We start from the raw sequence: 15,196 nt of genomic DNA, 5'->3' as shown, positions 1-15,196 counted from the left end.
ACTCATAATTTATCCATCTGGCGTATCAGAAGGTCGCTTATTCTAAGCCCCCACGTGATGCGCGATGACCAATTAAGAGGACGACTATCGTGTTAGAAGCTTATCGTAAACATGTCGCAGAACGTGCCGAGCTAGGGACTGTTCCTCTGCCACTAAACGAGCATCAGGTAGCTGATTTGGTTGAGCTGCTTAAAACCCCTCCCGCCGGTGAAGATGCCTTTTTGATGGATTTACTTGAAAACCGAATCCCACCAGGCGTTGACCAAGCCGCTTATGTAAAAGCCGCATTTTTGGCAGCCATTGTAAAAGGTGAGGCAACGTCCCCTCTTATCACCAAGCAAAAAGCCGTTCAAATTTTAGGAACAATGCAAGGCGGTTATAACGTTCAGCCATTGATTGCCGCCCTTGATGATAAAGAAGTAGCGCAAGATGCCGCTAACGCTTTGAAAAAAACCTTACTTATTTTTGATGCGTTCCATGACGTGACTGAAAAAGCCGAAGCCGGAAATGCTTGCGCTCGCGAAGTGTTGCAATCTTGGGCGGATGCTGAGTGGTTCACCTCGCGTAAAGAAGTTCCTAAAAAATCCACTTATACTACCTTTAAAGTCACGGGTGAAACCAACACCGATGACCTATCACCAGCGCAAGATGCTTGGAGCCGTCCGGACATTCCACTGCATGCCCTAGCAATGCACAAAAACTCACGCGATGGCATCACCGCTGAGGTCGAAGGCGTCCGTGGTCCAATGGCATTTATTGAAAAATTAAAAGAAAAAGGCTTCCCGCTGGCTTATGTTGGCGATGTGGTCGGAACCGGTTCAAGCCGAAAATCAGCAACCAACTCGGTACTTTGGTTGATGGGCGATGACATTCCAAATGTTCCTAACAAACGCGGCGGCGGCTTGGTATTGGGCGGTAAAATCGCGCCGATTTTCTTTAACACCATGGAAGATTCAGGCTCATTGCCGATTGAAAATGTCGATGTTGAAAAACTTGAGATGGGCGATGTTTTTGATTTGTATCCGTACGATGGCAAAATCACCAAGCATGATTCTGATGAAGTGCTGTCAACGTTTGAACTCAACTCACCAACGCTGCTTGACGAAGTTCGCGCTGGCGGTCGAATTCCGCTTATTGTTGGTCGCGGTTTGACCAATCGCGCCCGCGAATACTTAGGATTGGGTCACTCTGAAATCTTTGCCAAACCTGAAGAGCCAGTCGATACGGGTCGCGGCTATACTTTAGCGCAAAAAATGGTTGGCAAAGCTTGCGGCTTAGAGGGCGTTCGCCCTGGAATGTACTGCGAGCCAAAAATGACCACGGTCGGCTCTCAAGATACCACCGGCCCTATGACTCGTGATGAATTAAAAGACTTGGCTTGTCTTGGTTTCCAAGCGGACTTGGTGCTGCAGTCATTCTGTCATACCGCTGCTTACCCAAAGCCAGTTGACGTTGAAACTCAGCACACCTTACCTGATTTTATCATGAACCGCGGCGGCATCAGCTTGCGACCAGGTGATGGTATCATTCACTCATGGCTGAACCGAATGCTGCTTCCGGACACCGTTGGCACGGGCGGCGACTCACACACCCGCTTCCCAATGGGGATTTCATTCCCTGCAGGGTCTGGTCTTGTGGCATTTGCGGCAGCAACGGGCGTCATGCCGCTGGACATGCCAGAATCGGTTCGCGTTCGCTTTGTTGGTGAAATGCAGCCGGGTATTACCTTACGCGACCTAGTTCATGCCATTCCTTATCAAGCGATTAAAGAAGGCTATTTAACCGTTGATAAAAAGGGCAAAATTAACGAGTTTAACGGTCGCATCCTTGAGATTGAAGGATTAGAAAATCTAACCGTTGAGCAAGCGTTTGAATTGTCAGATGCTTCTGCTGAGCGAAGTGCCGCAGGTTGTACCATTACCCTTTCTGAAGAGTCGGTAAAAGAGTATTTGAATTCAAATATCACGCTTCTTAAATGGATGATTTCTGAAGGTTATGGTGATGCCCGAACCATCAGCCGCCGAATTGAAGCGATGCAAGAGTGGCTTGCCAATCCAAGCCTGATGCGCGCAGATGACGATGCCGAATATACCATCGATATGGTCATCGACATGAGCGAGATTAAAGAGCCGATTCTGTGCTGCCCGAACGACCCAGACGACGCTAAAACCTTATCGGATGTGGCAGGTGACCACATTGATGAAGTATTTATTGGTTCTTGCATGACCAACATCGGTCACTTCCGCGCGGCAGGAAAACTCTTGCAAGAAGTTCCTGCAGGAAGCTTGAAAACTCGGCTTTGGATCGCGCCGCCAACCAAAATGGACGCGCGTCAATTGATGGATGAAGGCTACTACAACATCTACGCCCAAGCCGGCGCGCGAACTGAAATGCCAGGCTGCTCGCTTTGTATGGGTAACCAAGCTCGAATTGCGCCAAAATCAACGGCAGTTTCAACCTCAACACGAAACTTCCCGAACCGTTTAGGTCAGGGCGCAAACGTTTATTTGGCTTCCGCTGAGCTTGCGGCTGTGGCTGCTGTTTTAGGTCAATTGCCAACCAATGCTGAATATCAGCAGTATGCTGGAATGCTTAACAGCATGGGCGGCGAGATTTATAAATATATGAATTTTGACCAAATGGCAACTTATACCGCTGAAGCAGATAAGATTGATGTTGCTCAATTGGCGTAAAATTGGCTCTTAAAAAGTAAAAAGCCTCGAATGTTAGTTCGGGGCTTTTTTTATGTTGCTAAAAGTTATATTTTAAACATTTATTGAGTTCTTGCCAAAATATATATAGAATAAACTTTCGTTAACAAAATTAGAAAAGTATATTTACCCTGTATTTTAGAGAATTCTATGATTGACCCTAGAGATAGCCGCTTAAACCTAACTAAAAATCAGCAAAGTTTACCGCCCAATAATCGTGCCGCTGAAGATGACTACAGTATTTTAGAGTGGTTTCAAAAGGGGCTGCGCAATTATGCTAATTTTTCAGGTCGCGCTCGCCGAAAAGAGTATTGGTATTTTTATCTTGTGCAACTTGTTTTAACTATCATTGCCATGATATTAGATGGAATTATTTTTGATTCTGGTATAGGGCTGTTTTATATTTTAGTGGCGTTAGGTCTTTTTTTACCAAGTCTTGCGGTGACGGTTCGTAGATTGCATGATACCAGCCGCTCAGGGTGGTGGATTCTCATTGGGCTTGTTCCTTTAATTGGCGCTATTTTATTAATTATTTGGCTGGCAAGCGACACCAAGCCTGAAATGAACCGTTGGGGCGCTCCGGCAAGGCAGGTTTAAAGATTTAGCCTTATAATAAAAAACCCTGAATTAAAGTGATTGGGGTTTTTTTATGGGCGACTGCTTATTTTATTTCCAAATTTTTCATTACCCTGTCATAAACCCTGCGTAAGCTTTGGCATATCACTAATAGTGCTGATTTTTATTTGCTATTTTTATCCCGCTAATTGCAAGGTAAGTTATTATGACTCAACTAAGCCCGCCAAAAAATCTTGCTCATGAAATGATTGAGGACTCAAATCCCACCAATAACCTTGACTTTCAAACGGTCATCAGCCGCCGATTGCAGCGCCGAAGCTTGTTAAAGGGTGGGGCGGGGCTGACTGCTGCTGCATTTTTTGGGGCGCTGCCGTTGGTGGGTTGTCAAAATGATGAAGGCGACAACCTGATTCCATCCAGTGGAGATAACCAAGCCGCTATTCCAGCGTCGGGCAATTTGAGTCGACCTGAGGCGCTAAAATTTAACGCGGTGGCGCATTCAACGGCGGCACAAATGAGCGTTGCCGAGGGTTATAGCGCTGAAATGATTTTGCCGCTTGGAACGCCGCTGATGCCGGGGCTTGAGGACTGGCGCGATGATCGCTTGCTGTCCGCTGAGTCGTTTGAGTGGCGTGTGGGTGACAATCATGATGGCATGTGGTTTTTTGGAAAGCAAGGCAGCTCGTATCATCCAAAAGTATCGGACAATGGGCTGCTTGTGATGAATCATGAGTATGTGAACAGCGAAGAGCTTAGCCCTTTTGGGTATAAGGTTTTTGAAAATAACAACGCTGCGCCTATTTTTCAAAAGCGCCGGTTGGCAAGTGATGTTCGCCGTGAGGTCAACTGTCATGGGGTTTGTGTTGCTGAACTTCGAAAGCGCGGTAATGGAAAAGGTTATGAGTTGGTGCCAGTGTCTAAATACAATCGTAGGGTTACCAGCAGTACGGTGACGCAATTGTCAGGACCTGTCGCAGGATCGGATTGGGTAAAGACAAAGTTTGACCCAACCGGTCACCAAACGCGCGGCATTAATAACAACTGCGGGGCAGGGCTGTCACCTTGGGGCACGTATCTGACCACAGAAGAAAATTTTGTAGGCGTTTTTGCGCGTGGTCAAGATGACAGTAAGCTTACCGCGGCTCAAAATTATGGTCGATCGCGCTATGGTGCTAATCCCAATTTTGCAGGCAACGGCTACCTTTGGCATACGCCTGCTGCTGGCAAGGCAATTTTTGAAGATGAGTTTTCGCGTTGGGATATGACGGCTTCTGGGGCAAGTGCGACCGAGGATTATCGCAACAACTTTAACACGTTTGGTTATATCACCGAAATTGATCCGTTTGACCCAAGTTCTGCTCCTAAAAAACGTACGGCATTGGGGCGCTTTGCTCATGAAAACTGTGCTTATGCGCCCGTCATTGAAGGCAAACCGGTGGTGTTTTATATGGGTGATGATGCTCGCGGCGAATATATTTATAAATTTGTGTCAAGCGCGCTTTGGTCAAATAAAGACATCGGCGGCGGCTTAAAAGCAGGCGATAAATATATGGATAAGGGCACGCTTTATGTTGCTGTGTTTCATGAAGATGGTCGCGGTGAGTGGCGCTCGTTGGTTTATGGTCAAAATGGCTTAGATTCGACCAATAGCGAGCTGCCTTTTTATGGTCAAGATGAGGTGCTGATTTTTGCTCGGGCGGCAGCGGATGCGCTTGGTGCCACCAAAATGGATCGCCCTGAGTGGGTTTCTGTGAGTCCGATTACCGGTGAAGTTTATGTGACTTTGACCAATAATAAGTATCGCGGCGAGAAAAGCGATCAGCCGTTAAGCGCATCAAATCCGCGCAGTTATCGTGTCGGCAATAAAGCCCGCGGCAATGATAACGGTCATATCATCCGCTGGTCAGAAACTGGCGGCGACCATGCCGCGACAAGCTTTGAATGGGATATCTATTTGTTTGCCGCCCCAAATGAGTTAGCGGCGGAGAACCTATCGGCATTAACGGCGAAGAATGACTTTTCTTCGCCCGATGGCTTGTACTTTGATCCGCGCGGCGTACTTTGGATTCAGACCGATGACGGCGCTTATACCGATACCAGCAGCTGCATGTTGCTTGCCGCGTTGCCCGGTCAAGTTAAAGATGGCGCGCCAATCATCACTTCAGCCAATCAAGCTACGATTATGGGAAAAACGGCCACTGAGGACACCATTAAGCGCTTTTTTGTGGGACCAAAAGGCTGCGAGGTCACAGGGATTACGCTAACGCCCGATTTTAAAACCTTATTTATCAATATTCAGCACCCAGAAGAGTCGTGGGGCGCGGTTGCCGGTGGCAGCACGCCGCGATCAGCAACCGTGATGATTACCAAAGATGACGGCGATGTGATCCTTGCTGAGTCGGTCAATCAAGCATAATTTGCCCTTTTAGATAAAACAATGGGGCGGTCATTTAACTGAGCCGCCCTTTTTTTTTGATGATATTCGAAGCCAGTTAGCTGTTTTTTGAACAGCTGCCTTATTCAATTGACAAGCTTTGTCTGATTATTCTGAGCTGATATACGTAAAAACCAGTGTATCCGTTCGCATTTTACCGTTTGGCAAACAGCCTTTGTTGTAGCCGGTATCGTAACTTGGTCGGGTTCCAGAAAGCACCACTTTGGCATCTTTATAAACGTTACCACTGACTTTATAGGGCAGGCTATGATTGCAATATTTAGAAAAAACATGCGCAGTGCCGTAATATTTATCGCCGCGCCGAACACCATTAAATAAGACGTCGCCGGATCTGACGCCTGCGCTTTGCATTTTATCGGATGGGTGCTCATAGGAAAATACGCGCTCATTGCCGTAGTCGGATAGTCGCATGATGGAGCCGTTATGATTCCAAAACGAGTCTGCAATTGCCGTTGAGGCAATCAAGGCTAAGCCAAATCCGATGAGGTATTTTTTCATAGTCAGTCTTAAATTTTACGATCAACTTGTCAAAAATTAGCTTACTTATTTTGATAATTCGGCGCGCGCTTTTCCATAAACGCGCTGATGCCTTCTTTAAACTCTGCCGTTTGTGCCATCATCGTTTGCTGATGAACTTCCATATCAAGCGCTTCATTGAGTCCCATAAATGCGTGAGTATTAACCATATCTTTCATGGTAGCAAGGGCTTTACTTGGCAGTTGACTTAAGCGCTTGGCAAGCTGTTGGGTGCAATCATCAATATGAGCTGCACTTGTCACCTCGTTGACCAAATCAAGCCGCTTCATGTCCTCTGCCGTCAATTTGTCACCCAGCATCACAAGCTCGGTCGTTTTTGCCGCCCCGATCAGCTGAGTTAATAAATAAATGCCACCGGCATCTGGAATTAAGCCAATATTAACAAAGGCTTGCACAAATTTGGCATTGTCGCTTGCAATGCGAAAGTCACAAGTGAGTGCCAAGTTCATTCCCGCTCCTGCCACCGCGCCTTCTAATTTGGCAATAATGGGCTTATAAACGGTTCGCAATTTTAAGCTCAGCTCGGCAACGCCACTGACCATCGCTTCAATTTTTTCTGCCAAAGCTTCGGTTTTTGTGCCATTTTCAAGCATCTCACCAATGTGACCGCCGCTTGAAAAGTTTTGATTGCTGCCTTGAAGGACAATCACCCGAACGTCATCATCGCTATCAGCCTCAATAAGTGCCGCCATCAGCGCATTTTTCATAGGCGTGCTGATGGCATTGAGCGTCGCCGGATCGTTCATGGTAATGGTCGCAATGTGGTCGGCAACCTGATAGGTCACAAGGTCAGTTGGCATAACGATTCCTTATTCTTGTTTTGGCAATGGGCGCGTGGATCACAAACGGCTTGTTTAAGCTGACTATATCAGGTTGATGAAGGAAGAAAAATCCGCAATTGTAAGCCATGCGTCTAAAAAAAGATAAAGCTTGCTTAAAAATTACCTGCCTTAAATAAAAAGTTTCATTTCGTCTTGAATTGCGCTATTCAAAGCGGGCATTGTGATTTATGCTAAAGAAAAATATTGCCAATTATGATCAAGGATGACGTTATGCCCCAAGTTGAGCTGAACGATGCCAGCATTTATTATGAAGACAGCGCCCCCAATGATAACAGCAAGCCGGTGATCGTGTTTGCTCACGGTCTGCTTTGGAATTTGAAAATGTTTGATTCGCAAGTTGCCGCGTTAAGCGATCAGTTTCGCTGTATCGCGTTTGATTTTCGTGGTCAAGGTCGCTCACAGATTACCAAAGATGGCTACGATATGGACAATTTAACGCGCGATGTGGTGGCGCTTTTGGATGTGCTGAACATTAAGCGCTGTCATTTTTTGGGGCTGTCGATGGGCGGCTTTGTTGGACTGCGATTGGCGATTGATTTTCCTGACCGATTAAACTCGTTGATGCTACTCAACACGACCGCTGACCCTGAAGAAGCTATTAAGGCGGCGCAGTATGCAAAATTTTTGGCAAGTTTGCGCTGGCTTGGGATACGCCGAACCAGTAAAAAAGTGATGCCAATCATGTTTGGTAACGCGTTTTTGACCGATAAATCGCGTAAAAATGAGTGCAAAGCTTGGCAAGAGCGAATGCAAGACAATCATAAAACTGGGGTAACGCGAGCGACGATTGGGGTAATTGAGCGCGGCGGCGTTTTTGAAAAACTCTACAAGATCAAAACGCCAACGCTTATTGTCGCAGGAACGGACGACAAAGCCACCCCTTACATCAAATCTGAGCGGCTGCATTTTGGCATTGCCTGCTCAAAGCTTGCGGTGATTGCGCGCGCCGGTCACAGCTCAACCATTGAAGAGCCTGAGCAAGTAAATTCGGTGATTCAGAAGTTTTTAAGCGGGTTAAGTTGCTAAATTTAGTTATATTAACGGTTTATAATCACTTGGGCTGTCGTTAATCGTGCCAAATACAGCAGCGCGATTGATGATTTCAGTTGCCCAAGCGCGGTGCGTGGCAGGCTCAAGCATGGTATTGTTAAATTTAAATACCGCTTTTGCCTCGGCGTGCAAAATTTGTTGAGCTTCCTCCAAAATGCTGCTTGGAACGCAAAATGCTTGTTGAACAAGGGCAATTTGGCTGGGGTGAATCACTGTTTTGCCCACCAAACCGAGGCTGACATCACGATTGAGCTCCTGCATAAACAGCATAGGCTGGTCGAGATATTCAAATACCGGCGCGGATAAATAAAAGCCATGCGGCACAAACGCGCCAAGCAATTGATAAGCAAGCATGCCAATGGGCGTCTCATAAACGATACTGTCTTTAGGTCGGCGCAGTCTCAACGCGGCAAATAAATCGTTGCCGCCAATTCGCAGCGCAAATATGCTTTGATTAAACGCGTCTTTAAACGCGGCAGCAAGCTCCTCATTATGCTGCGGATTAAAAACCGCTGCCGTTTCAAGCGTTGGCATTAATAGCTTGTTGGCATCATGAACCGCGCAAGCTTCAACCCATTTTGGCAAAGTAAATAAATCAACCTTTGGCAGCACAAAACCATCTATCAGATTAATATGTTCAAAATCAGCAAGTTGGTAGAGCATTTCAGGATTGCGCGGTCGAACGAACACAAGCGGTCGAATGGGGTTTTTACGGTCTGAATCAATAGTTTGATTTGGACTATTGATGCTTTGGTAATTTGATTGCCAAGTCTTAAGCAGGGATTGGAATTGGTTGAGCGCTAAATCAACGTCATTTTGACTGACCGCATCCTCAAGGCAAATGATAATGCTGTTAATCGTTGGCAACTTATCACGCTTAATCACCTGCCAAATGTCTTGCCGCGTGGCAGGCATATATAAGCTTGCCCCAAGCTGATAGGGGTGTTGGGCGCGCGCGTTTGGCGTTTCATCGGGAAACGTCGTTGCGTTCACCAAAGATTGGGCGGGCTGATTGAGGCTGGCAAGGGTATCGGGCATCGCAGTCATCACGAAAATTAAAGTTAAAATATAATGTTTAGCGCTTATCTTAATTGGTTTTTGTTCAAAAACCTATCATTAAAATTAAGATGCTCGCTGTTTGATTAGGGTGACGGCTTGATAAGGTAAAAGCGCCTCGCCTAAAACCTCTATTTTAATATCGCGCGCCGAACATAAATGCCGAAGCAGCGCGGTATCTGGATGATTGGGCGCAGCAAGTAACACGCGCTCGGGGTCACGGCGCAAAATGGCTCGCGTGGCCTCCGCAATTGTCGGCTTAATTCGGTTGCGATTGCTAATATCATACTGATTTGCCAACTTATCAATGATGGCTTTGGTGGCATATCGCGGCTGAGAATAGGTCGGCAAAATGGTCGGCGCTTGAATTAAGCTTTGTCTTTCATTATCAATTTGATTTATAAAATCAAGGCTGACATCCTCATTTATTAAATCGTCATAAGTCACGCAGCGATGCAAATTTGCTGGCGAAGTTGCTGATAAACTTCGCGAAATCAATCCTGAAACCGTGCTATTTAATAGCCCTGACGGAATCAGCCAATCGTCCGAGCTTGCCGAAAGCCAAGCCACGCCTGCAGGGTCAGCAAGGGTTAATAGCGCAATGACGTGGTTACCTTGATGAAAAATTTGGCTAAAGTGGGCATGACTTGGGTCATTAAACAGCGCAAGGCTTTTGGCAAGCTCATCATAAATTGCCCCTTTTCCTGTCCAGCCATCAATAAAAACGATAGGGCTTTTTGGAAAGTTTTGCAAAATAAGCTTTAATGCCGTCAAATCAAGACCGCGACCGCGCAAAATACTTAAACCAAAATGCCGACTTGAAACCTTGTTTTCATTCAGCGCGCGCTGCAATAATACGCCAATGGGTAACCCTGCCCGAACCAGGCTGACTAAAATAAGCGGCTGCTCGGCATCAATATCTTTTGCAAAAATTTCGGTAAGCGTTGCCGTTAAATTGGCAATCTCGGCGGCCATTCTATTTTTGCCATCATCAAGCGCCGATTGGTATAACGCCAAATGCTCAGGCGTCGGTGCGGTTTCCAAAGTTAACATTTCAGAATAATGTCGCTTGCCGCTTTGAATTAGCGCCTCTTTTTGCGCGGTTGGCACGTCCATCACGCTTGCTTTATCCACCACCTCAAGCAGCACCGTGACATCGCTTGGTAAATAGCTTCCTGACCCAAACTCATTGATTGTTGTCATTTAATATTATTCCGCTTGGGTTAAATAGAGGCGTTTAAATGGTCGTGAAGCTGACCGCGAGCCGGCATGCCATACCAATCAAGACCTTGCAAAAACGGCAAATCCGCCACGCTGTCACCAAAGCCAAAGCTCGGTCGGTTTGGGTCTAAATAAGTTTCAAGCAAAAAATTGACGGCGTTTTTTTTGTGAATGGCGTGAGGTAAAATCGCTAAATTGTTGGCATTGACATGAATATAAAAATTATCGGTAAAATCCGGAATAAGAGATGGTAACTTTTTTGCCAAAGTTGCAAGCACGTCATGGTCTTTTTGTGGATGTTTAATCGCCAAATAAATCATCAAGTCCTTACCACAAAAAATATCGTTATGCGGTGTAAAAGTCAACTCTTCATTACTTAATGGCTGAATCAAGGCAGTCAGCGAGTTTAATTTATCTTGCAAAGGCGTGAGCGCTAATTGCATTTTTTCTTGCCAAGACTCAAGCGGCTTGCCTTTTGGCGTGACAATTAGCGCGCCATGAGTCAGAACCTGCCAACTGGCAAAAGGCAATTTCACGCGCTGGATTTCGTCTTTGTCGCGAGCGGTCACGACGATTAATTCGGTACTAACAAGCAGCCAATTGACAAAGGCATTTTGCCGAGCGCTCATAAAGCTCAGCGGTTCATTTTTTTTATTAACTGCTGCGCAAGTCAGCGTATCGTCATCGACCGCCAGTTGCCAAGCATCGATTTTGCGTTTGGTTTGAAATAAGGTATCGTCCAAATCCATAAAAGCATAAGGCAAAATAACGTTTGAATCAGACTTAAAAAATGACGCGCTCATGGTTTGGCTCGGTGGTTTATTAAAGGTCAGTTAAAAATTAGCTAAAACGATGGCTCAGGGCTAACAATCAGCACGTTGTCCAAATTTTGCCAAAGTTCATCTACGCTATCGGCTGGCGTCTCTATACAAAGGACAATCAACTCCCAAGCGCTTGGCGCGACATTATAAACAAAATTGGTCATTCCCAAGCCATAATTGTCACGAAAGCTTAACGTTGCAGAAATCGCGCCACCCATCGCAATCGGCGAGCGGGTCAAGGCGCTAAAGCAAACCTTAGGATCTGAGTCTTGTAATAAGGTTTGTTGATCTAAATGCTCAGCCAATAAAAATGGCAACCAAACAAATTCGTTACTACCTAGCACTAATATTCGCTTGGGAAGCGTCGCATTGTTGCCAAATTTGCGCGCAAAACTTTCCCAAAAATTGGCTAAATAATTGCCAAATCCTGAGGTGCTATCAAGAGTTGGCTGCCGTCCCCAATTTCCCGTTGGTAATACTGGCTCAGAGCCTGCCGCTGTGGTATCTAAGCTTGGCATAATGATGGGGTTAGGATTGGGCGCATCCGACCATTGCCAATTGCCCGCTAATAAATGTTGCCGAAAAAATTGAATATCTTTTGTGTCCTCAACATTTGACCCTGAGTTAAGCGACCAGTCGACGAGCGTTGCCAAGTGTACTTGCTCAAGCTGATTGAGTCCTGCCTCTGTTAGCGCATTGACCACGTTTCGACAAGTATTTCCCGTTGACGCTTCATCATCAACCATGATGAGCGTTTTGGTATTTAAAATGGCGCTTTGCGTTTGCTCATCGTCACTTTGATAAATCAGATGGCGGCTGGCGTGGCTGTGGTCTTCGCTAAATGTTGTTAAAAGTTTGGCATCAGGGTGGTTAATGGCATGGCGGGTTGAATTGAGCAGTAGCGCGTTTGGGTAGCGCGATTGCAGCACTTGATGAACGCCTGCCGACAGCCCAACGGCAGTTTCTGCCATGCCAAGTACCAAAATCGGCTCGGGCAAACCTTCAGGAATCAACCCTGCCAAATCGCTAAAGGCGCGGCGCATCACGCTTGGGGCAACGGGAATATGACGCCCAAGGACTTTGGACACAAACAAAAACGCCCGCTTTGGGTTAATCCGCTGCGCAAAATCTAATAAGTCGGCAATGTCATAGCGATTATCAAGGTTTGGGTTGCTTTGATAAGTTAAATAAAGCGTTCCCCGGGGTAGGGTTACGGTAAGTTTTGATGGGCTAGTATTTGAATCAATCATGATAAGTTGGGCGTCTCAAGCGGCATTGATGCCAAATTCGCGTATTATAAAGGCTATTTTTACCAAATATAAAGCGCTAACATGTCAATTTTTAAGAGTGTTAGTTTATTAAGTTTAGCCGTTGAAATTAGACCTTCACCCCAACCGTAATCGCCCGAACTTGACAGGATTTGATTTGCTGACCAACGGCTGCAAGATTTGGTTTTGGGGTAAGTCCAAGCCAATAGCCAAAGCCAATTTGGGTCAAATCAACGCCGCTATGACGGGTGTAGTCAATACCGCCGGAGGGTCGGCTGTTGATTTCAAGGACGCGGTGATTGCCATCAACGTCCGCTTTGGTTTGAACGCTGATAATACCATCACAGCGAAACGCGCGAATCAAAGGCGTGACAACCATCATCACCGCATCATCAAGACCAATATGTTGAATCTTATCCATTTTATGGCGCGTGATGGCAGCTAAAATTTCGCCGTTCTCGCAAACGACATCAATCGAAAACTCTTGACCGGACAAATAGGGCATAAGCAGCATCGGAATGGGCTTATTTTTAATCATGTCGCTGTGCTGATAAGCACTGATAAACTGCTCAAGATGGATTTTCTTATCGTCGGTAAAATATAAGTGCTCAAAGCTGTCATAGGCTTTATTATCAGGTTTTCCGGTATCCAGTTGCCAAAATCCCTGCGCAAAAATTCCGCTGACCGGTTTTACGCAAAGTGGCTCATCACCATGCTTGGCTAACAAATCTTGCAGCTCAGCAAGCGTTTCAAAACGCCAAGCGGTTGCCACGGCAATGTTATTAGCTTGGCAATGCTGCATAAAGGCAAATTTGTCATCAATTGCCGCAAGGCTTTTCGTTGACGTGGCTCCCGTTAACAAGCGAATTCCAGCTTTGGTAAATTCCTCGCGATGCGCTTCATAATCGATGCTGTTGCGACCTGTCAGCAGCGCCTTGACGTTGTTTTCGCGGGCGTGATTGAGTACAAATTGCCATCGCGGTAAGGCATTTTCGTCATTATCTTTTGGCTCGATATAGACTTTATCGGCAAATTCAAAAATCTCGGGGCGGTTGTGGCGGTGCGAAGCAATGATGGTAAATTTTAAGGTTGATTGGGCTTTCAGCGCTTGCAAACTTTGCAGCATATCGCGCTGGCTTGATTGACCCTCGGCAAGCCAAACGGCAGGAATATTTGTAGCTGAATTATTGCTCATAAAAGTTGCTCTACAGGGCTGCGCCAAAAGTTATTTTAAAAGTTTACCAATAGTGAATTATAGTCGATTGCGCCAATGGGTGACAGTCAAAGCCAAACTTTCTTTTGAATAAAGCAAATTGCCAAGCGCTCATGCTACTATAGGGCAAACCAAGTTTTAATGAATCAATTTTTTAAAAATAACAAGGATAATTTATGAGCCAAACTTTAGTTGCCGGCGCCAATACCGCGCTGCCAAATGACAGCATTAGCGTTCGTATTATCAGCCAATTGCCGATTGATTGCGCCGCTTACCGCTTGACGAGCGCAGGAAAAGTTCGCGGTGATGGCGATATGATTTTTTATAATCAAACGCGCGCTGATGATGCCACGGTCAGCTTTCGCGGTCATGATGCTGATGGTTTTTTTGATATCAATTTAACCAATCAGCCCGCCGACATCGAAAAAATTGCCATTGCCTTTTCAAGTGATAAGCCGCTTGCGCAGTTGGGCGACATTGATATTCAAGTGTTTCAAGGTCAAACGCTTTTATTAAACTGTCCGCTGAGCGCCGCCAATCGCAGTGAAAAGGCGATGATTTTAGCTGAATGCTACAAACGTCAAGGCGCTTGGAAGTTTCGCTTTATTGCTCAAGGGTTTGATGGCGGGTTAAAGCCGTTATCCGAGCATTTTGGGGTTGAAATTGCCGACAGTCCGGCACCAACACCGCCGCCAAGCCCGTTTCAAAATCAATCCTCAGGAATCAATCCAAATTCTGCGAACTCAAATATAAATTCCCAAAAAAGCACGCCGCCACCTGCGCCTACGGTTAATTTAAGCAAAATTACCTTAACCAAAAACCAATCGACCATCAATCTGCAAAAGCGTGACAATTTTGGCAAGATTTCTATCAATCTTAACTGGAATCAAGGTGGTAGCGTTACGCCGCAAGCGCCAAAAAAAGGTCGCTTAAGCGATTTATTTAAACAGAGCAGCAGCTCAGCAAGCGTTGATTTGGATTTGGGGGCAATGATTTCGCTAAAAAATGGCGACAAAACCTTAATTCAAGCGCTTGGTGGCAATTTTGGTGATTTGCAGCGCGCGCCGTTTGTTTGCCTTCGCGGCGATGACCGAACCGGTCAGATTGCAGGCGGCGAGTGGCTTGATATCAATGGCGCCAACTGGTCGCAGATTGATGAGGTGCTTATTTTTGCCTTTATTTATGAGGGCGTTCCAAACTGGTCGCAGACGGATGGCGTAGTGACGATTTATGTTCCGGAGCAGCCGCCGATTGAAACGCGGCTCACTGAAGGCGCGGGCAATTTACCGATGTGCGCGATTGCGCGCCTTGTCAATCAAAACGGCAGCATTAATGTTGAGCGCCTTGACCAATATTTTCAAGGTCATCAATATATGGATAAAGCTTTTAATTGGGGCTTTAATTGGAAGCGCGGTCGTAAGTAAGAGACAAAAAATCAGCCCATGC

Annotated in this window: 12 protein-coding genes; 5 read left to right on the top strand and 7 right to left on the bottom strand. The window is 46.1% G+C overall.

Annotated elements, in window-relative coordinates; translation table 11 throughout:
- Positions 1–89 precede the first annotated feature (89 nt).
- The 3 genes from acnB to ACZ5XY_RS02610 all read left to right on the top strand — a co-directional run bounded on the left by acnB (position 90) and on the right by ACZ5XY_RS02610 (position 5,703).
- Positions 90–2,693 carry a bifunctional aconitate hydratase 2/2-methylisocitrate dehydratase gene (acnB, locus tag ACZ5XY_RS02620; RefSeq protein WP_464742701.1) on the top strand — a complete coding sequence of 868 codons (2,604 nt, stop codon included), beginning with the start codon at positions 90–92 and terminating at the stop codon, positions 2,691–2,693.
- A 168-nt stretch (positions 2,694–2,861) separates the two neighbouring features.
- Entirely contained in the window at positions 2,862–3,308 is a 447-nt protein-coding gene (locus tag ACZ5XY_RS02615; RefSeq protein WP_464742699.1) for a DUF805 domain-containing protein, read from the top strand.
- A gap of 184 nt (positions 3,309–3,492) precedes the next feature.
- Positions 3,493–5,703 carry a PhoX family protein gene (locus ACZ5XY_RS02610; protein WP_464742697.1) on the top strand — a complete coding sequence of 737 codons (2,211 nt, stop codon included), beginning with the start codon at positions 3,493–3,495 and terminating at the stop codon, positions 5,701–5,703.
- Positions 5,704–5,829: 126 nt separating this feature from the next.
- On the opposite strand, the gene ACZ5XY_RS02605 is transcribed toward ACZ5XY_RS02610, so the two are convergent.
- Positions 5,830–6,240: a hypothetical protein gene (locus ACZ5XY_RS02605; RefSeq protein WP_464742695.1), complete on the bottom strand. Its 411-nt coding sequence runs from the start codon at positions 6,238–6,240 to the stop codon at positions 5,830–5,832.
- Between the two features lie 41 nt (positions 6,241–6,281).
- Complete coding sequence (locus tag ACZ5XY_RS02600) at positions 6,282–7,079, bottom strand: enoyl-CoA hydratase/isomerase family protein (RefSeq protein WP_464742693.1); 798 nt, start codon at positions 7,077–7,079, stop codon at positions 6,282–6,284.
- Positions 7,080–7,331: 252 nt separating this feature from the next.
- On the opposite strand from ACZ5XY_RS02600, the gene ACZ5XY_RS02595 reads away from it, so the two are divergent.
- Positions 7,332–8,147, top strand: coding sequence for an alpha/beta fold hydrolase (locus ACZ5XY_RS02595; protein WP_464742691.1), 816 nt, complete (start codon positions 7,332–7,334; stop codon positions 8,145–8,147).
- A gap of 6 nt (positions 8,148–8,153) precedes the next feature.
- Here the strand turns inward: ACZ5XY_RS02595 and ACZ5XY_RS02590 are convergent, their stop codons facing one another.
- The 5 genes from ACZ5XY_RS02590 to ACZ5XY_RS02570 form a co-directional block, all read right to left on the bottom strand.
- Positions 8,154–9,218, bottom strand: coding sequence for an HpcH/HpaI aldolase/citrate lyase family protein (locus ACZ5XY_RS02590; protein WP_464742689.1), 1,065 nt, complete (start codon positions 9,216–9,218; stop codon positions 8,154–8,156).
- A gap of 75 nt (positions 9,219–9,293) precedes the next feature.
- The gene (locus tag ACZ5XY_RS02585) at positions 9,294–10,430 is read right to left on the bottom strand and encodes a cysteine protease StiP domain-containing protein (protein WP_464742687.1); all 1,137 of its coding nucleotides are present in this window, start codon (positions 10,428–10,430) and stop codon (positions 9,294–9,296) included.
- A 20-nt stretch (positions 10,431–10,450) separates the two neighbouring features.
- A complete protein-coding gene (locus tag ACZ5XY_RS02580; protein WP_464742685.1) occupies positions 10,451–11,251 on the bottom strand; it encodes a hypothetical protein in 801 nt (266 codons plus the stop codon).
- 41 nt (positions 11,252–11,292) lie between these two features.
- Positions 11,293–12,519 (bottom strand): phosphoribosyltransferase domain-containing protein, encoded by a 1,227-nt coding sequence (locus tag ACZ5XY_RS02575; RefSeq protein WP_464742683.1) that lies wholly within the window; start codon positions 12,517–12,519, stop codon positions 11,293–11,295.
- Positions 12,520–12,646: 127 nt separating this feature from the next.
- Positions 12,647–13,732 (bottom strand): ATP-grasp domain-containing protein, encoded by a 1,086-nt coding sequence (locus ACZ5XY_RS02570; protein WP_464742681.1) that lies wholly within the window; start codon positions 13,730–13,732, stop codon positions 12,647–12,649.
- A 194-nt stretch (positions 13,733–13,926) separates the two neighbouring features.
- Here ACZ5XY_RS02570 and ACZ5XY_RS02565 point away from each other — a divergent pair, with 194 nt between their 5' ends.
- Positions 13,927–15,174 carry a TerD family protein gene (locus tag ACZ5XY_RS02565; protein ID WP_464742679.1) on the top strand — a complete coding sequence of 416 codons (1,248 nt, stop codon included), beginning with the start codon at positions 13,927–13,929 and terminating at the stop codon, positions 15,172–15,174.
- Positions 15,175–15,196 lie beyond the last annotated feature (22 nt).

It is taken from the genome of Psychrobacter sp. GTC18467 (assembly GCF_055397455.1).
The sequence above is the reverse complement of the archived record's forward strand: the minus strand, read 5'-3'. Positions and strand labels throughout refer to the sequence as shown.